This is a genomic window from Aquabacter sediminis (genome assembly GCF_028863665.1).
GTDB lineage: Bacteria > Pseudomonadota > Alphaproteobacteria > Rhizobiales > Xanthobacteraceae > L1I39.
Window position 1 is genome coordinate 17,982 of the sequence record NZ_JARBFX010000018.1, and the last position, 16,787, is coordinate 34,768.

Annotated in this window: 19 protein-coding genes; 17 read left to right on the forward strand and 2 right to left on the reverse strand. The window is 65.3% G+C overall.

The features are described 5' to 3' along the window. From flaF to PV781_RS23040, 16 genes are all read left to right on the forward strand, one after another. Entirely contained in the window at positions 1-345 is a 345-nt protein-coding gene (flaF, locus tag PV781_RS22965) for a flagellar biosynthesis regulator FlaF (protein ID WP_274777953.1), read from the forward strand. Further along, entirely contained in the window at positions 342-761 is a 420-nt protein-coding gene (flbT, locus tag PV781_RS22970; RefSeq protein WP_274777954.1) for a flagellar biosynthesis repressor FlbT, read from the forward strand. Before flaF ends, flbT begins: the two co-directional genes overlap by 4 nt. A 58-nt stretch (positions 762-819) precedes the next feature. After that, a complete protein-coding gene (flgD, locus tag PV781_RS22975; RefSeq protein ID WP_274777955.1) occupies positions 820-1,227 on the forward strand; it encodes a flagellar hook assembly protein FlgD in 408 nt (135 codons plus the stop codon). After that, on the forward strand, positions 1,227-1,493 hold the full coding sequence (fliQ, locus tag PV781_RS22980; RefSeq protein WP_274777956.1) for a flagellar biosynthesis protein FliQ: 267 nt from the start codon (positions 1,227-1,229) through the stop codon (positions 1,491-1,493). Before flgD ends, fliQ begins: the two co-directional genes overlap by 1 nt. 137 nt (positions 1,494-1,630) lie before the next feature. Further along, positions 1,631-3,715 carry a flagellar biosynthesis protein FlhA gene (gene flhA / locus PV781_RS22985; protein WP_274777957.1) on the forward strand — a complete coding sequence of 695 codons (2,085 nt, stop codon included), beginning with the start codon at positions 1,631-1,633 and terminating at the stop codon, positions 3,713-3,715. Further along, positions 3,712-4,467 carry a flagellar biosynthesis protein FliR gene (gene fliR, locus PV781_RS22990; protein ID WP_274777958.1) on the forward strand — a complete coding sequence of 252 codons (756 nt, stop codon included), beginning with the start codon at positions 3,712-3,714 and terminating at the stop codon, positions 4,465-4,467. The genes flhA and fliR overlap by 4 nt, the downstream gene beginning before the upstream one ends. A 5-nt stretch (positions 4,468-4,472) precedes the next feature. Further along, the gene (locus PV781_RS22995; RefSeq protein ID WP_274777959.1) at positions 4,473-4,883 is read left to right on the forward strand and encodes a hypothetical protein; all 411 of its coding nucleotides are present in this window, start codon (positions 4,473-4,475) and stop codon (positions 4,881-4,883) included. Between the two features lie 51 nt (positions 4,884-4,934). Continuing rightward, a complete protein-coding gene (locus tag PV781_RS23000; RefSeq protein WP_274777960.1) occupies positions 4,935-5,546 on the forward strand; it encodes a rod-binding protein in 612 nt (203 codons plus the stop codon). Between the two features lie 8 nt (positions 5,547-5,554). Beyond that, the gene (locus PV781_RS23005) at positions 5,555-5,956 is read left to right on the forward strand and encodes a hypothetical protein (RefSeq protein WP_274777961.1); all 402 of its coding nucleotides are present in this window, start codon (positions 5,555-5,557) and stop codon (positions 5,954-5,956) included. Then, positions 5,950-6,468 (forward strand): hypothetical protein, encoded by a 519-nt coding sequence (locus PV781_RS23010; RefSeq protein WP_274777962.1) that lies wholly within the window; start codon positions 5,950-5,952, stop codon positions 6,466-6,468. The genes PV781_RS23005 and PV781_RS23010 overlap by 7 nt, the downstream gene beginning before the upstream one ends. A 14-nt stretch (positions 6,469-6,482) precedes the next feature. Then, complete coding sequence (locus tag PV781_RS23015) at positions 6,483-8,156, forward strand: methyl-accepting chemotaxis protein (protein ID WP_274777963.1); 1,674 nt, start codon at positions 6,483-6,485, stop codon at positions 8,154-8,156. Between the two features lie 113 nt (positions 8,157-8,269). Further along, positions 8,270-11,047 carry a hybrid sensor histidine kinase/response regulator gene (locus PV781_RS23020; RefSeq protein WP_274777964.1) on the forward strand — a complete coding sequence of 926 codons (2,778 nt, stop codon included), beginning with the start codon at positions 8,270-8,272 and terminating at the stop codon, positions 11,045-11,047. After that, positions 11,044-11,520, forward strand: a complete 477-nt coding sequence (locus PV781_RS23025; RefSeq protein WP_274777965.1) for a chemotaxis protein CheW — start codon at positions 11,044-11,046, stop codon at positions 11,518-11,520. Before PV781_RS23020 ends, PV781_RS23025 begins: the two co-directional genes overlap by 4 nt. 29 nt (positions 11,521-11,549) lie before the next feature. Continuing rightward, on the forward strand, positions 11,550-11,930 hold the full coding sequence (locus tag PV781_RS23030; RefSeq protein ID WP_274777966.1) for a response regulator: 381 nt from the start codon (positions 11,550-11,552) through the stop codon (positions 11,928-11,930). A gap of 53 nt (positions 11,931-11,983) precedes the next feature. Further along, positions 11,984-13,150 carry a protein-glutamate methylesterase/protein-glutamine glutaminase gene (locus PV781_RS23035; RefSeq protein WP_274777993.1) on the forward strand — a complete coding sequence of 389 codons (1,167 nt, stop codon included), beginning with the start codon at positions 11,984-11,986 and terminating at the stop codon, positions 13,148-13,150. After that, entirely contained in the window at positions 13,150-13,986 is an 837-nt protein-coding gene (locus PV781_RS23040) for a CheR family methyltransferase (RefSeq protein WP_274777994.1), read from the forward strand. Before PV781_RS23035 ends, PV781_RS23040 begins: the two co-directional genes overlap by 1 nt. Positions 13,987-13,998: 12 nt before the next feature. Here PV781_RS23040 and PV781_RS23045 read toward each other — a convergent pair whose 3' ends face one another. Together PV781_RS23045 and PV781_RS23050 are read right to left on the reverse strand one after the other, a co-directional pair. After that, the gene (locus PV781_RS23045) at positions 13,999-15,162 is read right to left on the reverse strand and encodes an FAD-dependent monooxygenase (protein ID WP_274777967.1); all 1,164 of its coding nucleotides are present in this window, start codon (positions 15,160-15,162) and stop codon (positions 13,999-14,001) included. Between the two features lie 13 nt (positions 15,163-15,175). Next, entirely contained in the window at positions 15,176-15,427 is a 252-nt protein-coding gene (locus PV781_RS23050) for a zinc-finger domain-containing protein (RefSeq protein WP_274777968.1), read from the reverse strand. Positions 15,428-15,819: 392 nt separating this feature from the next. On the opposite strand from PV781_RS23050, the gene PV781_RS23055 reads away from it, so the two are divergent. Continuing rightward, positions 15,820-16,749, forward strand: a complete 930-nt coding sequence (locus PV781_RS23055; protein ID WP_274777969.1) for a Tim44 domain-containing protein — start codon at positions 15,820-15,822, stop codon at positions 16,747-16,749. Positions 16,750-16,787 lie beyond the last annotated feature (38 nt).

The following is a 16,787-nucleotide window of genomic DNA, read 5'->3' on the forward strand; positions in this document are numbered from 1 at the left end:
ATGTATAAGTTCTCCTATGCCGAGATTCTCGAGGAATCTGGTGCCATCAAGCGCGAGCGGGAGCGTCTCGCCCTCGACCACGCCATCGGCCTGCTCGACACCGCAGCCTTGTCTGACAAGGGAGCGTCAGCCCTGGAGGCGATCCAATATACCCAGAAGCTCTGGGGTTTCCTCATCTCCGACCTTTCCAATCCCCACAATGAGCTGCCCGACGACCTGAAGGCGAGCCTCATCTCCATTGGCCTTTGGGTCATGAAGGAAGGGGACGACATCCTCAACGAGCGTTCTTCGAATTTCGCCGGGCTGATCGAAGTCAATCGTGCCATTCGGGATGGACTGTCATGAAAAAATCCATGCAGCTTAATCTGAGGGCGGGAGAAAAACTCTACATCAACGGTGCGGTCGTGCGCTTCGATCGCAAGGTGTGCGTCGAGCTCATGAACGACGTGACGTTCCTCATGGAAAATCACGTCATGCAGCTGGAGGAGACTACCACTCCTCTGCGCCAACTCTATTTCGTCGCCCAGGCCATCCTGATGGACCCGGCCAATGCAGGTGCCGCCCGCACCCTGTTTTTCCAGCAGCTGGCGGCACTCTTCACCTCGTTTCGCAACGTCGATGTCCTGCAGGGCCTCGACGAGGTGGGGCAACTCGTTGAATCCGAACGCGTTTATGATGCTTTGCGCGCTTTGCGGGGGCTGTTTTCCATAGAGGAGACCATCCTCGCGGACCCTCATTGTCGGCCCCCACGGGCCGCCTGAGCCAGGAAGGCGGCTTCGCGCAACCTTCAGGGGGCAAGACGGAGCAGGAGGAGATCTCATGACGACGATCAACAATGTGACCGGCTCTGCCGCCCCGCCCGCTGCCACCGTGTCAGCGGCGGCCAAGTCCGCCTCGACCATCGACTACACGGCCTTCCTGCGTCTCCTGGTGGCGCAATTGCAGAACCAGGATCCCACACAGCCCATGGACTCGACCGCCTATATGTCTCAGCTTGCCTCCTTTTCGCAGGTGGAGCAGTCGGTTGCGTCCAACGCCAAGCTGGATTCCCTGCTGGCGGCCACCTCGCTCCAGACCGCCGAACGCGCTGTGGGGCGCACCGTCACCAGCGCCGATGGCACGGTGAGCGGCGAGGTCTCGTCCGTGCGCGTGACCAGTGGCGATCCCGTGGCCACGCTTACCGATGGACGGACCGTCACGCTCACGTCCGGCATCGAGCTGCGCTGATGAACGAGGCGGATGCGCTCGACCTGGTCCACTCGGCCATCTGGACGATCCTCATCGCAGCCGGACCTGCGGTCGCGGCGGCCATGCTCGTCGGTCTTCTTGTGGCCTTCTTCCAGGCGCTCACGCAGGTGCAAGAGGTTACGCTCACCTTCATCCCGAAGATCGTAGCTGTCCTTGCCGCCGCGGCAGTGACCGGCTCTTTCATGGGTGCGCAGATCATGGCGTTTACTCAGGAAATCTACGGTCACATCGCCACAGGCTATTGAGGCGCAGATCTGGCGGAATGACTTGCGCCGGATCCGGTAATGCGTATCTGGCCGGCGAAAACCTTCGCCGGACCTGTCAGCAACAGTGCCATGGCCCGGGCGGGCCGGCGCCATATGACGTGGCGCGGGGGTGAAAGATGAGTGACATCGCAGCCGACGGTATCGCCGTTGGAAAATCGCGCCGCGACATCGGTTTTGCCATCGGCGTGGTGGCAATCCTGGCCGTTTTGTTTCTGCCGATCCCCACTTTTCTTATCGATATTGGCCTGGCGCTATCCATTGCCTTGTCGGTGCTGATCCTGATGGTGGCGCTCTGGATCCACAAACCGCTTGAATTCTCGTCGTTTCCAACGATCCTCCTGATCGCCACCCTGCTGCGCTTGGCGCTGGGCGTGGCCACCACCCGCCTCATCCTCGCCCATGGCGGCGATGGCGTCCATGCCGCGGGACACATCATCCAGGGCTTCTCGCAACTGGTCATGGGCGGCGATTTTGTTATCGGCATCGTGGTCTTTGTAATCCTTGTGACCGTGAACTTCCTGGTCATCACCAAGGGCGCGACCCGTATCGCGGAAGTGGGCGCGCGGTTCACGCTGGATGCCATTCCAGGCAAGCAGATGGCGATCGATGCGGACCTGAATGCCGGTCTCATCGATGACAAGGAAGCGCAGCGGCGACGCAGCGAGCTGGAGGAGGAGAGCGCCTTCTTCGGCTCCATGGACGGCGCCTCGAAGTTCGTGCGCGGCGAGGCCATCGCGAGCTTGATTACCATTGCCGTCAACATTTTCGGCGGCATTATCATCGGTGTGACCCGCCATGGCCTGCCTCTGGGCGAGGCGGCTGACATCTTTGCCCGCCTCTCGGTGGGCGACGGCCTCGTCTCGCAGATTCCGGCCCTCATCGTCTCCTTGTCCGCCGGCCTCCTGGTGTCGAAGGGCGGCACGCGCGGGCGGGCCGAAAAGGCGGTGCTGGGCCAGCTTGGCGCCTATCCGCGCGCGCTGTTCGTGGCCGCCGGCCTGCTGTTTGCTCTGGCTTTGGTGCCTGGCCTTCCCTTTCTGCCCTTCGCCGTGCTGGCGGGCGTGATGGGCTATGTGGGCTATGTCATCCCCAAGCAGATCGCGCGCCAGAAGGCCGCGGCCGACGCGAAGGCCGCGGAAGAGGCCGCTACGGCGCAAAAGGAGGTGCGGGAAAGCGTCAAGGAATCCCTGCGCACGCCCGAGATCGAAGTGTGCGTCGGCAAGCAGCTGGCGGGCATTGCTCTGCGCTCTCCGACCGAGATGGCCAATCGCATCTCAAAGATGCGCCGCAAGTTTGCCATGCGTTATGGTTTCGTGGTGCCGGACATCCGCTTGTCCGAAAGCCTGTCGGTGCCGGCAAAGACCTATCAGATCAAGATCCATGGGACGGTCGTGGCTGCCCATGACATGCGGCTCGGCGAGCTTCTCGTGGTCACCGGAGAAGGGCGGCCGCCGGACGTGCCCGGCGAGGACGTGCGTGAGCCGGCATTTGGCATGAAGGCCATGTGGGTTGCCGAAGCCTATGCAGCCGAAGTCCGGCGCGAGGGCTTCACACCCGTGGACAATACAACGGTGATGCTCACCCATGTGAGCGAAGTGATTTCGAACAATTTGCCGCAGCTCCTGTCTTACAAGGACATGCGGGCCCTCCTGGATCGCCTCGACCCCGAATACAAGCGTCTGATCGAGGACATCTGCCCCTCGCAGATTTCGTTCTCCGGACTCCAGGCGGTCTTGAAGCTGCTGCTGTCCGAGCGCGTCTCCGTGCGCAACCTGCATCTGATCCTGGAGGCGGTCGCCGAGATCGTGCCTCATGCGCGGCGCTCCGAACAGGTGGCCGAGCATGTGCGCATGCGCATGGCGCAGCAGATTTGCGGCGACCTGGCCGAAGGCGGCGTGCTGCGGGTGCTGCGGCTCGGCAGCCGCTGGGACCTGACCTTCCATCAGAGCCTGAAGCGCGATGCGAAGGGCGATGTCATCGAGTTCGACATCGATCCGCGCCTGGTGGAGCAGTTCGGCACCGAGGCCTCTGCAGCGGTGCGCGATCGCATGAAGCAGGGGGCTCCGTTCGTCCTCGTCACTGCGCCCGATGCCAGGCCCTATGTGCGGATGATCATCGAGCGCATGTTCCCCTCCCTTCCTGTGCTCTCCCATGTGGAGATAGCGCGCGGCGTGGAAATCCAATCGCTCGGCGTCATCGCATGACAGCCGAGGCGAGCCATGCTGTGTTCACGGCCTTCCTTGTCTTCTGTCGCGTCGGGGCCTGCCTGATGTTGTTGCCCGGTATTGGCGGGCGACATCTTCCGGTCCAGGTGCGCCTGTTCCTGGCGGTGGCCATCTCCCTGGCTTTCACGCCTCTGCTACGCGGCGAGATGTCCGGCGTCGCGGCGCCAACGAACGCCGTGGGTTTTGTTCTGTCGGTGACGTCTGAAGTCGCTGTCGGAGCTGGTATCGGCCTTCTCGCCCGGGTGTTCTTCTTGGCCTTGCAGACCATGGCCAATGCCATGGCACAGGCCATCGGCCTTGCGTCCATGCCCGGCCTTCCCCTCGAAGACGACGAGCCGCTTCCCGCCATCGCCACCCTGATTGCCTTCAGCGCCACCACCTTGCTGTTCGCGACCGATCTGCACCTGGAACTGATCAAGGGCCTGTTTGAGAGCTATCGGCGCATCCCGCCATCGGCCACCTTCACCTTGCGATTCGCTCTGCCAGACCTGGTCGATCAGATCACGGCCGCCTATCTGCTGGCGCTGCGCCTTGCCAGTCCTTTCATCATCTATTCCATCATCGCGAATCTGGCCGTAGGCATCGCCAACAAATTCACGCCGCAGATCCCTGTGTATTTCGTGGCAACGCCCTTCGTTCTCGCGGGGGGAATGCTTCTGTTCTACATGCTCGCCGATGGTCTGCTGGCAAATTTCATCCAGGTGGTCGGAACCTGGCTGAAGGGAGGGTAGAAGCCATGTCAGACCGCCTTGCGAAGGCGCGCCGCATCGTGGCCGTGCGCGAACAGATGCACAAGATGGCCGAATGGGAACAGGCGCGACTCGCCCGCGAGCATGCGGACCTTGAGCGCACACGCGGCGAGCTCCTGTCCTCCTACGATCACGATGCCTTCGGGCGCCTCTTTGCCGAGAGCGTCGCCCGCCGCCTCGCTCAGGTCAGCCGCGCCGCGCAGGTGGTGGTGGAGGCGAAGTCGCGCCAGGAGGAGAAGGTCCGCGAAGAGGCGCTCGCGCTGAAGCGCGCAGAAAAGCAGGAAAGCCGTGCGCAGGATGCCGCGCGTTCCGAGGCCGACAAGAAGGCATTTCAGACGCTCGTGGAGGCGAGCGCAGCGGCGTCCTCCCGCGACAGCGACAATGCAAGCCTCGCATAAGCCAAAGACGTCAAGGTTCCCCGGTCGAAACTCCCTGTTGCGAATGGGACCATGGGAATCCAGCCTCCTTCAGACATCGTCATGGGCGTCATGCAGGCCGCAGATCCGGCTCGCCAGCAGGCGGTGATCAGCAAGCTGCGGGCCCTGGCGCTTGGCGGACCGGCGGAAAGCCTCGCCTTCGATCAGGTCATGCAGGCGAAGGCAACGCCCGACGGGCCAGGCGCCCCGGTGGCGCCGCTGACCCCGGGCCTTGCTCCTTTCGCTGTGTCCTCAACCGTTTCCTTGCGCAATGCCACGGCCCTGTCGCGTCCGCAAAGCGGAGCGGGAGCGGATGCGACGCCAGCCGCCGCTTCCTTTCGCCGGTTTGAGGCCATGGTGCTCTCGCAGTTCGTGCAATCCATGATGCCGGAGAAGGCCGAAGCGATGTTCGGCAGCGGCAATGCCGGCCAGATCTGGAAGTCCATGCTGTCCGAGAAGATGGCGGACCAGGCCGCCCGCGCCGGTGGCATCGGTATCGCCCAGCGCCTCGCCACCGCCTTCGCGGCGCGCGGTCAAGATGGGGCGCAGGGCTCAGGCTCCGCTGCGGTTGCCATGTCCGGTGGCCCTGACTCCTCCACCGCGGCCGCACTGGCCGCCGCCACTGGCCTGCGGGCGAAGGGGTAGAGCCTATCATGGAACAGCATGAGCTCCTGCCTCCGGCCTCGACGGGCGACCATTCCATTCTTGCCACCCTCGTGAGCGCGCTCGACCGCCTGGAGGAATTGGTGGAGCATGAGACCGAAGCCCTGCGGTGCCGGGCGGCTTTCGATCTTGCCGACATCAATCGCCGCAAGAGCCGAAGCCTGCTTGAAATCAGCCGCGCCGCGCGCGGCCTGGATGTTCGGCAAGGGGATGTCCTGAAGGAGCGCCTCAACCGCCTGCGCGCAAAGCTGGCGGACAATCAGGAGGTTCTGTCTCAGCATCTATCTGCGGCGCAGGAGGTGGGCGCGATCCTCGACCAGGCGCTGCGCGATGCGGAATCCGACGGCACCTATTCCACTTATGCCGGCACGGAGGGGAGGGGCGTATGGTGAAGCTGCTCCTCATCGGCCTCTGGGTCTGCGCGGTGGCCCTCGGCGCAAGCTATGGCGCGGCCTATTGGGCCGCCGGCGCAGCGCATGCCAAGGCCCAGGATCCCTATCCGCCGGGGCTCGACTATCGCCGCCTGCCGCCGGTGACCATCCCCATGATCATTGATGGCCAGGTCAAGGGCTATGTCCTCGCAAAGATGGTCTTCACGGCTGACTCGGCCACATTGCGCAAGCTGCCGGTCGATCCCTCGATCTTCGTCACGCATTCGGTCTTCAACGAGATCTACGTGAACGGCCGGATCGAGTCCGGGAAGATCGCAAAGTATGACCTTGCCGCGATGATGACGCGCATCAAGTCGGCCGCGAACACTTACATCGGCGGTGATGTTATTCAGGAAGTCCTGGTCGATTCCATCAATTACATCGACAAAACCGACATGAGGTCTGGGGCGGGTAACAACGCGCCTCTGAAGAACGAAACCAAACCTGCGCCAAAGGCGAAGGCCGCGCACTGAGATCGGAGAGCAACATGAAGATCATTGGAAAGATCTACAGCATCGTGGGCGTGCTCGGACTCACAACCGTGGCGGTGTGCGGAGTCGCGCTCTATGGCATGCATACGCAGGGACAGAGCCAGGCGGTGCTCGACAATACTGCGCAGCGTGCCTTCCTGCTGGAGCGGATCAACGGCAACATCACCGCCGTGGTGATGGAATCGCGCGGCATCTACATGGCGCCGTCCGTTGATGCTGCAAAACCCTTTGCCGCAGGTCTGGTCCGGGCGCTGGACACCATCGACAAGACAGTCGGAGAGCTGAAGGCGATCACCCCTCCTTCGGAAATGGCCGACCTGACACAGGTCCTGTCCGACCTGAAGGACTTCCGCACGTTCCGCATGGAGACGGTGCGCTTGGGAACCGAGCAGGATCCCAAGCTTGCCAACGTCCAGGGCAACAACGAAGCGAACCGCAACAATCGCAAGGCGTTGCAAGCGTCCTTGTCGAAGGTGACGGCCGGCGTGATGGATGACCTTGAACCCCTGCGTCTTTCGCAGGAGGCGCTTCAGCGGAGCGTGTGGACCATTCTGGTCGTCGCCACCGTGGGCGGGCTTGCCATTGGCGTTGCCATCGCCCTGTTCATCGGCAGCCGCCTGTTGAGCCGTCCGCTGGTGCGGGTCTCGCAGACGCTGCAGAAGCTCGCCGACGGCGATCTTGATGTTCAGCTCGAGGTCCGGCGCACAGCCGACGAGGTGGGCGATCTTTGGAACAGCACCGAGCAATTGCTGGGCGAACTGCAAAGCGCCGAGCGCATGCGCGCTGAACAGGCACAGACCACGCAGCGGCTCGAAGAGGAAAAGCGCGGCGCCATGCGCTCCCTGGCCGAGCAGTTCGATCGCGACGTGTCCGGTGTGGTGCGTACGGTCGCGGAAGCGGTGACGCTGCTGGAGCGCAATGCCGCCTCCATGAGCGCGTCCGCCGACGAGACCAGCCGCCAGTCCACCATCGTGGCCGCGGCCGCGGAGCAGGCAACGTCCAACGTGCAGACGGCCGCGTCTGCCGCCGAAGAGATGGCCGCCTCGGTGCGTGAGATCGGATCGCAGGTTGCCACCGCCGCCCGAATCGCCGGCGAGGCCACTACCCAGGCGACCGGCACTGCGGAAGTGGTCCGTGGCCTTGCCGCCTCGGCCGCGCGGATCGGGCAGGTGGTCAATCTGATCACCGACATCGCATCCCAGACCAACCTTCTCGCCCTCAACGCCACCATCGAGGCGGCGCGGGCGGGCGATGCGGGGCGCGGCTTCGCGGTGGTCGCCCAGGAGGTCAAGACGCTCGCAGAGCAGACCTCCAAGGCCACCGACGAGATCTCCTCTCAGATCGCGGCGGTGCAAGGGGCAACGAACGAAGTGGTGCGGGCGATCGAAGGCATCTCTGGGACGATCCGCCGGATCGATGAGATCTCTACCGCCATCTCCACATCCATCGACGAGCAGGGTGCCGCCACTGGCGAGATTGCCCAGAACGTCGCCCAGGCGGCCCAGGGCACACAGGAGGTCTCCTCCTCCATCAGCAATGTCAGCGCTGCCGCAGCCAATACGGGACGGGTGTCCTCCGACATCGTCCATGCCGCGAGCGACCTGTCCAACCAGGCCCAGCGTCTGCGCAGCCAGGTGGACATCTTCGTGGACCGCGTCCGGGCCGCCTGAACCCGTCTTCCCCATCGGCTCGGACGCCCGCCCGGCGCCCGCGCCCGCTTCCCGGTCCTTCCGGGTCGCACCCAAATCCCTTTAGCCCCCGCCTGTACCTCGGAGTTGAGGCCATGGATGATCTGTTGCGCGAGTTCCTGACGGAGACCAATGAGAGCCTTGACGTGGCGGACGTGGAGCTCGTCAAGTTTGAGCAGGACCCCAATAATGCTCAAATCCTGAACAATATTTTCCGCCTGGTTCACACCATCAAGGGAACCTGCGGTTTCATCGGCCTCTCCCGCCTTGCTGCGCTCGCGCACGCGGCAGAGACCTTGATGGACAAGTTCCGCGAGGGTCGGCCGGTCACCAGCGAGGCGGTGGGGCTGGTGCTCAGCACCATCGACCGCATCAAGGGCCTGATGGCTGAGCTTGAGGCGGCCGAAGGGCGCGAGCCGGAAGGCTCCGACGAGGATCTGATCCATCAGCTCGAAGCGATGGCCGAAATGGCAGCGGTTGCTGTCGCTCCGCCTCCGCCCCCGCCTCGCCCTGCTCCTGTCGCCGCGCCGGTATCCGCCGCCGGGGCTCTGGAGCGCGAGCTTCTGCCCGGAGAAATCCCCCTCGACGAGCTGGATCGCATCTTCCGTGAAACGGCGGTGGAGCGACCCGCGAAAGCTGCCGCGACCCCGAAAGCTCCAGCCGTCCCGGTCGCCCAGCCGGCCGCCGCGAAGGCTGCACCGGCCGCGCCCGCGGCCGCTCGGCCATTGCCCAAGCCCGCCAACGATACAGCGCCCCCCGCCCGTGAGGAGGCCGCGCCCGCCGCTGCCCGTGGCGAGGATGCCGCCCATTCGAGCGTTTCGGCGCAGTCCATCCGCGTCAGCGTCGGCGTGCTCGAGCATCTGATGACCATGGTCTCGGAGCTGGTTCTCACCCGCAACCAGCTGATGGAGATTGCGCGCCGGCACGAGGATTCCGAATACAAGGTCTCGCTGCAGCGCCTGTCCAACGTCACGGCCGAGCTGCAGGACGGCGTCATGCGCACCCGCATGCAGCCCATTGGCAATGCCTGGCAGAAGCTGCCGCGTATCGTGCGCGACCTGGCGCAGGAACTGGGCAAGCAGATCGAACTCGACCAGATCGGCGCCGAGACCGAGCTTGACCGTCAGGTTCTCGACCAGATCAAGGATCCGCTCACCCATATGGTGCGCAATTCTGCCGATCATGGCCTGGAAGGACCCGAAGAGCGTCGCGCCGCCGGCAAGCCGGAGAAGGGCACGATCCGCCTGTCCGCCTATCATGAGGGCGGGCACGTCATCGTTGAGATTGCCGATGACGGGCGTGGCCTCAACGTGGCGCGCATCAAGCAGAAGGCCCTGGAGAATGGGCTGGCCACGGAGGCCGAGCTGGCCAAGATGCCGGACGGACAGGTGTTCCGCTACATCTTCCATGCCGGCTTCTCCACCGCGGAGAAGGTCACCAACGTCTCCGGACGTGGGGTGGGCATGGATGTGGTGCGCTCCAACCTGGAGCTGATCGGCGGCACCGTGGAGGTGCGGTCCAAGGCGGGGCAGGGCTCCACCTTCATCATCAAGATCCCGCTGACGCTCGCCATCGTGCCGGCCCTGATCGTGCGCGCCGGCGAGGAACGCTTTGCCCTGCCGCAGAGCGCGGTCGTTGAGCTGGTGCGGGTGCAGCCCAATTCCGAGCATGCCGTGAAGCGGCTGAAGGAAGCCCCAGTGCTGTGCCTGCGCGACAAGCTTCTGCCCATCGTCCAGCTTGGCACCCTGCTGGGCATGGAGCGCGACCTCGCCAAGGAAGAAGCGCTGCTCGACGATGCCCTCATCGTGGTGATGCAGGTCGGCCACCAGACGTTCGGCGTGGTGGTGGACGCGGTTTCCCACACCGAGGAGATCGTGGTGAAGCCCATGTCCTCCCTGCTGCGCCAGCTGACTTTGGTGTCCGGCAGCACGATCCTCGGCGATGGCCGCGTGATCATGATCGTCGACCCGAGCGGCCTGTCGCAGGCGGCCTCGGCGCCAGTGGAAGGAGCGGGCGAAGCGCTGGGGGCTCACGCCGCCAATCGTGCGGCGGACCGTGGCGCGACCACCTCGCTGCTGCTGTTCCGCGCCGGTGGCGGAGACATCAAGGCGGTTCCGCTCTCGCTTGTGACCCGCCTGGAAGAGCTGGACGTGACCAAGGTGGAGCGCGTCAACGGGCATCCGGTGATCCAGTATCGCGGCGCCCTGATCCCGCTCATCTACGTGAACGACAAAGTTCGGCGCGCCGAGACCGGCACCCAGCCGATGCTCGTCTTCTCCGACGAGGGCCGAGTCATGGGCCTGGTGGTGGACGAGATCGTCGATATCGTGGAGGCGCACCTCGACATGCAGCTCTCCGCCGACACGCCGGAGGTTCTCGGCGCCGCGGTCATCGAGGGCCAGGCCACCGAGATCCTCGATGTCGGCCACTACATCAACCTGGCCTTCGGCGAGCGCTTCGAGCAGATGTCGCGCGGACCGAAGGGGGCGGTGCCCAAGCTCCTGCTGGTCGATGACAGCCCCTTCTACCGGAACCTGCTGGAGCCGGTGCTCAAGGGCAATGGCTATGAGGTCACCGCCTGCGGCTCGGCTCGCGAGGCGCTGGAGCGGTTGTGCAATGGCACGCGCTTCGATGCCATCGTCTCGGACGTGGAGATGCCCGGCATGGACGGCTACGCCCTTGCCGAGGCGGTGCGCCGCGATCCGCAGATCCAGGGCCTGCCGATTATCGCGCTGGCCGGCCAAAACGACCCGGACGCGGTCGAGCGGGGCCGCGCCGCCGGCTTCACCGACTACATCGCAAAATTCGACCGGCCCGGCCTGATCGCGGCCCTGAAAGAATTCGCCAACACCAATAAGGGAGTGGCCGCATGACCACCGCGATTGCCAAATCGGATGCGCCCCAGCGCTCGGAGATTCAGTTCGTCACGGTGCGGATTGGGCCGCAGCTCTTCGGCCTGCCCATCAACATGGTGCACGAGGTCTTCGTGCCCGACGCGATCACTCGCGTGCCCCTGGCCTGGCGGGAAATCGAAGGCGTGCTGAACCTGCGCGGCCGCATCGTCACCATGGTGAACATGCGCCGCCTGCTCTCCCTGCCGCCGGCCGAAAAGGCCGGCATGGCGGTGGGCATCGAGCACAATGGCGAAGCCTTTGGCCTCATCATCGATGAGGTGGGCGATGTCCTCATGCTCGACACCTCACGCAGGGAATCCAACCCCGCCAATCTCGATCCCCACTGGGCGGGAATCGTGGCGGGGGTGCACCGGCTGTCCGGCGAACTGCTCCTGATCCTCGACGTCGACCTGGCTCTGCGCCGTGCGGGCATGACCCGCATGGCCGCCTGATCCGTCTTTCCGTTCATAGGAAGCGACACATGAAAACCTGTCTTGTGGTCGACGATTCCGGAGTGGCCCGGAAGGTGGCCCGCCGCATTCTCGAGGACTTCAATTTCAGCGTCTCCGAGGCGGTGGATGGACAGAAGGCCCTGGAGGCATGCCTGCGGTCCATGCCAGACGCCATCGTGCTCGACTGGGCGATGCCCATCACCGACGGCCTGGAGTTCCTGGCAAAACTTCGGGCCACCCCCGGCGGCGAGGTGCCGAAGGTCATCTTCTGCACGGCCAAGAACGACCTGGATCACATCGCCAAGGCGCTGTCGCTCGGCGCTGATGAATACATCATGAAGCCGTTCGATTCCGAGATCCTGCGGGAGAAGCTGGTCGAGGTGGGCCTGCTGGAAGAGAGCGTGCCGTGATGCCAGCCACGTCAAGCCCAGCACCGTCCCCTCCGGGGGACCTCATCCGCGTGATGATCGTGGACGATTCCGTCTTCGTCCGCGGCATCCTGAAAACCTGGCTGTCCGAGGATCCCGAGTTCGCCGTCGTCGCTACCCACGCCAATGGCCGCCTGGCGGTCAATGACGTGGTGGCCGCGCAGCCGGACGTGGTCATCCTTGACCTTGAAATGCCCGACATGGACGGGCTCCAGGCCCTGCCGATCATTCTCGAGCGCAAGCCGAACACAATGGTGGTGGTGGCCTCGACACTGACCCGTCGCGGCGCGGAGGTGAGCCTTCGGGCTCTCACGCTCGGGGCGGCTGATTATTTGCCCAAGCCCGATGCCGGGCGCGGCATTGCCGCGGCCGATGATTTCAAGCGGGAGCTTTTGGCGAAGGTGAGAAGCCTCGGCCAGCGGGCGCGTCGGCGCCCGGGCGCGGGACGAGTCACGGCGCCTGCTCCCGTCGCAGCGGCCCCATCCGCGCCCGCTGCCAGCGAGGGAGGGCGTGCGGTCCCGGTGCGTCCGGCCGCCTCCGCGCCTCCTCCCCCGCCTCCTGTCGCGGCGCCCCTGAAACGGGGGGAGACGAGGATGCGCTCCTATTCCATGTCGCCGGTGGGTATTCTCACCATCGGCAGTTCGACAGGTGGGCCGCAGGCGCTCACCCGTCTGTTCGGCCAGATCGGACAGGCGGTGGGCGGCGTGCCGGTCGTTATCGCCCAGCATATGCCGGCGACCTTCACCTCCATTCTCGCCGAGCACGTGAGCCGGGCTGCCGGCCGCCCCGCCGCCGAGGGCGTGGACGGGGAGGAACTCGTCCCCGGCCGCATCTACATTGCCCCAGGTGGTCGCCACATGGTGGTGGAGCGGGCGAAGGGCAAACCCGGCATCATCCGGCTGAATGACGATCCTCCCGTCAATTTCTGCCGTCCGGCTGTGGACCCGCTGTTCAACGCGGTGGCCCAGGGCTTCGGATCCCACGTCCTGGCATTGGTCCTGACCGGCATGGGAAGCGACGGCGCGCGGGGCGCGGGTGTGATCGCGGATGCCGGTGGCAGCGTGATCGTCCAAGACGAGGAAACAAGCGTCGTATGGGGCATGCCGGGCGCTACGGCTTCCGCAGGCAATGCCTGCGAAATCCTGCCGCTCGACGGCATCGCCCGCAAGGTCAACCGCATGCTGACGGGAGCCAGGTCATGATCACGCCAAACGACTACGACTTCTTTCGTCGCTTCCTGAAGCAGCGGTCGGGCCTCGTCCTTTCCGACGACAAGCACTATTTGCTTGAGAGCAGGCTCGCGCCGCTCCTGCGCAGGTTCGACCTGCTGGACTTCGCGCACCTGGCGACCGTCCTGCGAGACGGTACCTCGCTGGTGATCTCCGAGGCGGTGGTGGAGGCCATGACCACCAACGAATCCCTGTTTTTTCGGGATCGCACCCCGTTCGAGAATTTCACCAAGCTGATGTTGCCGAAGATCCACCAGCGGCGTCCCTTCGGCGCGCCGATCCGGATCTGGTGCGCGGCTGCCTCCACCGGGCAGGAACCGTACTCGCTGGCCATGACCTTGCTGGAGCATCCCGGCATCGTCGGTAACCGGCGGGTGGAGATCATCGGCACGGACCTGTCCACCGAGGTCCTCGACCGGGCGCGGGCCGGGCGCTACAATCAATTCGAGGTCCAGCGCGGCCTTTCCGCCCCCATGCTGTTGAAGTATTTCGTGAAAGCGGGCGACATGTGGGAGGTTTCCCCGCAGGTTAAGGCGATGGTGGAATATCGCCGCCTGAACCTGCTGGACCCCTTCATCGGCCTCGGCATCTTCGACATTGTCTTCTGCCGCAATGTGCTGATCTATTTCGACGCGCCCACCAAGACCGACATCTTGAACCGCGTCGCCCGGGTTCTCACCTCGGACGGGTTCCTGGTGCTGGGCGGTGCCGAGACCGTCATGGGGCTGGGCGACGCGTTCCGGGCCATGCCGGACTGCCGTGGGTTCTACATTCCCAATCAACCGGCGGCCGCAGCAATCGGCGCTTGAGCTCTCCTTCGCTCAGGCGCTGTAGATCCAGTCATAGCGGTCGATCAGGTGGCTGCCTGTGAGGCGCAGGACCGCGTCTCGTGCAAAGGCAGCTGGCCCGGCCAAATGATAGACCATGCCGTTGGCCCTCGCCTCCCGCTGAATGCGGGCAGTGCGGGGGCGACGGGCGGTTTCATAGGCGCGCAAGGCCTGTTCGGCCTCGGAATGCTCTTGCAGGGCAAGGCTGAGTGCCCAGGCATCCTCGATCGCTTGCGCGGCGCCTTGGGCGAGGAATGGCAGCATGCCGTGCGCGGCGTCGCCCAGCAGCGTGCTGCGTCCGCTCCCCCAGCGGGGCAGGGGATCGATGTCGTAGAGGCCCCAGCAGCGATAGTCCGGTGCCCGGGCGAGGAGCGCACGCACCTCGTCCGCCCAGCCGGCGAAGGCGGCGTGGACTGTGGAGGTGTCCCCCGGCTCGCTCCAGCGCGCCACCGGACGATCCTCCTTCACCACGGCCACCACGTTGGTGGCATTCCCTCCGCGCACCGGATAGGTCACGAGGTGCGCGTCCGGAGCCAGATAGAGCCTCACAACCGGCTCACCCTCATGGGGCAAGGGAATGGTCGCCCGATAGGCGAGGCGCGCGGCAAAGACCGGCGTGGCGGAATGGCCGAGCTGGGCGCGAACCGTTGAGCGGATGCCGTCGGCGCCGACGAGAATATCCGCCTCCAGCGGCAGCGGTTCTCCGCTCCGGCTGGCAATGGCAGCCACCTTGCCGTTGTCTGCCTCCACGCCCTCCAGCCGGGCGCCCAGGATGACCTGGCTTCCGGCCTCCTGTGCGGCCTGGGCGAGGGCAGCATGCAGGTCGGCCCGATGGATGACGAGAAATGGCGCGCCATAGCGCGCCGTCGCGGGTCCATAGTCGCAGCGGGCGATCGGACGGCCCGTGCGCCCCTCCAGCACCTCAAGCGCGACGGGGAGAACGCCCGCGTCGACTATGGGGTCGAGAACGCCCAGGTCCCGCAGCACACGGGTGGCGTTGGGCGTCAATTGCAAGCCGGCCCCGACCTCTTCAAGCGCGGGGGCTTGTTCGAGAATTGAGACATCAAGGCCAGCCCGCCGCAACGCGAGGCCACAGGTCAGCCCGCCGATGCCCGCGCCGACGACCAATGCGTCGCGCGCCGCGGCCTGCGCGCTCATCGGCGCCACGGCGTTACGCCGCCTCGGGCTGGCCCTGCCAGACGCATCCCTCGGGCTTCGCCTCATTGGCCTTCAGCGTGGGATTGTAGCGGTAAAGCGTCGAGCAATAGGAGCAGATGATCTCGTTGTCGCCGCCCATGTCGAGGAAGATGTGCGGGTGATCGAAGGGCGGACGGGCGCCGATGCACATGAATTCCCGCGCGCCCACTTCGATGACCGTGACACCGAGGTCGTTGCAGAAGTGGGGGATGCCGATGGCTGCCATGATCCGTTCCGTCTCTTGCGCCGCCTGTTGCAGCGCGAGACGACTTTAGCGCTTCCAATCTGCCGGTCCAAGAGGGGAGGAGCGCCAGCGGCTGGCCTGGGGATGGGAGTGTCTCTGGGCGCCCTTGGCGGAGAAGGGCGGGGGCGGCGGCACTGACGCTCGCGCTTGGCCTGCCGCCCTCGCAAAAAAGTGCGAGCCCGCACCCTGGCGCTCTCACCCATTCACCCCATATGTCTATGCATGACCTAAGGGAAGGAAAACGCAGCTGGCCTTCCTGCGCGCGTCGAAAAAGCGCGGCGGACGGTTTACGAGGTTCGTGAGGGTTTGAGGGAAAAATGAAAATTTTCAAGCGTTTGGCAATGTTCGCGGGAATTATCGCCTTGGGGTCGGCGATGAGCCTTGCCACGATCGATACTGCTGACGCCCGGAAGGGTGGTGGATTCGGCAGCCGGGGCACACGCACCTATCAGGCTCCGCCCAGCACTCAGACGGCCCCGACCACGGCGCAGCCCATCCAGCGCTCCGCCACGCAGCCCTCTGCGGCTACGCAGGGCACGGCTGCGGCGGCGTCGCGCGGTGGCCTGTTCGGTGGCGGCATGGCCGGATCGCTGCTGCGGGGCCTTGCCATCGGCGGGCTCGTAGGGCTCTTGCTGGGCCATGGGCTCGGCGGCATGGCGGGCTTCCTCGGCCTCCTGCTCCAGGCGGCGCTCATTGGCATTGTGGTGATGGTGGTCTTCCGGCTCCTGGCCGCGCGCCGTCAGCCGGCGCCGGCTGGCGCGCCCGCTTCCATGGCACGGGAAGGGCTCGATTCGCCGCGCTCGGCGCTTGGTGGCCTTGGCAATCTGGGTGGAATGGGTCGCATGGGCGGTGGGCAAGCGCGGCCCCAGCAGGCTCCCGCTCAGAAGGGCGTGAAGGACGCGATCGGCCTGACCGGTGCCGACTTCGACACCTTCGAGCGCATCCTCGGCGACGTGCAGGGCGCCTTTTCCCGCGAGGATCTGGGGTCCTTGCGCACCCTGACGACGCCGGAGGTGTACGGCTATCTGACCGAGGAATTGCGCGATAACGAGGCCCGTGGCGTGCGCAACCAGGTCAGCGAGGTCAAGCTGCTCCAGGGCGACCTTGCGGAAGCCTGGCGGGAGGGCCAGACGGATTATGCCACCGTCGCCATGCGCTATTCCATGCGCGACAGGATGCTGGACCGTACCACCGGTCAGCCCGCACCGGGAAGTTCCGAGACGCCCACGGAGACCACCGAGGTTTGGACCTTCACCCGAAGCCGCGGCGGCGCCTGGACCCTTTCGGCGATCCAGGACACCTGATCGCGACTAGACCCCCCGAGCGGAAACGGCGCTGCCCC

Bases quoted from the DNA above. Each gene is read 5' to 3' on its own strand.
- flaF (WP_274777953.1), top strand. From the start codon at position 1: ATGTATAAGTTCTCCTATGCCGAGATTCTCGAGGAATCTGGTGCCATC.
- flbT (WP_274777954.1), top strand. From the start codon at position 342: ATGAAAAAATCCATGCAGCTTAATCTGAGGGCGGGAGAAAAACTCTAC.
- flgD (WP_274777955.1), top strand. From the start codon at position 820: ATGACGACGATCAACAATGTGACCGGCTCTGCCGCCCCGCCCGCTGCC.
- fliQ (WP_274777956.1), top strand. From the start codon at position 1,227: ATGAACGAGGCGGATGCGCTCGACCTGGTCCACTCGGCCATCTGGACG.
- flhA (WP_274777957.1), top strand. From the start codon at position 1,631: ATGAGTGACATCGCAGCCGACGGTATCGCCGTTGGAAAATCGCGCCGC.
- fliR (WP_274777958.1), top strand. From the start codon at position 3,712: ATGACAGCCGAGGCGAGCCATGCTGTGTTCACGGCCTTCCTTGTCTTC.
- PV781_RS22995 (WP_274777959.1), top strand. From the start codon at position 4,473: ATGTCAGACCGCCTTGCGAAGGCGCGCCGCATCGTGGCCGTGCGCGAA.
- PV781_RS23000 (WP_274777960.1), top strand. From the start codon at position 4,935: ATGGGAATCCAGCCTCCTTCAGACATCGTCATGGGCGTCATGCAGGCC.
- PV781_RS23005 (WP_274777961.1), top strand. From the start codon at position 5,555: ATGGAACAGCATGAGCTCCTGCCTCCGGCCTCGACGGGCGACCATTCC.
- PV781_RS23010 (WP_274777962.1), top strand. From the start codon at position 5,950: ATGGTGAAGCTGCTCCTCATCGGCCTCTGGGTCTGCGCGGTGGCCCTC.
- PV781_RS23015 (WP_274777963.1), top strand. From the start codon at position 6,483: ATGAAGATCATTGGAAAGATCTACAGCATCGTGGGCGTGCTCGGACTC.
- PV781_RS23020 (WP_274777964.1), top strand. From the start codon at position 8,270: ATGGATGATCTGTTGCGCGAGTTCCTGACGGAGACCAATGAGAGCCTT.
- PV781_RS23025 (WP_274777965.1), top strand. From the start codon at position 11,044: ATGACCACCGCGATTGCCAAATCGGATGCGCCCCAGCGCTCGGAGATT.
- PV781_RS23030 (WP_274777966.1), top strand. From the start codon at position 11,550: ATGAAAACCTGTCTTGTGGTCGACGATTCCGGAGTGGCCCGGAAGGTG.
- PV781_RS23035 (WP_274777993.1), top strand. From the start codon at position 11,984: ATGATCGTGGACGATTCCGTCTTCGTCCGCGGCATCCTGAAAACCTGG.
- PV781_RS23045 (WP_274777967.1), bottom strand. From the start codon at position 15,162: ATGAGCGCGCAGGCCGCGGCGCGCGACGCATTGGTCGTCGGCGCGGGC.
- PV781_RS23050 (WP_274777968.1), bottom strand. From the start codon at position 15,427: ATGGCAGCCATCGGCATCCCCCACTTCTGCAACGACCTCGGTGTCACG.
- PV781_RS23055 (WP_274777969.1), top strand. From the start codon at position 15,820: ATGAGCCTTGCCACGATCGATACTGCTGACGCCCGGAAGGGTGGTGGA.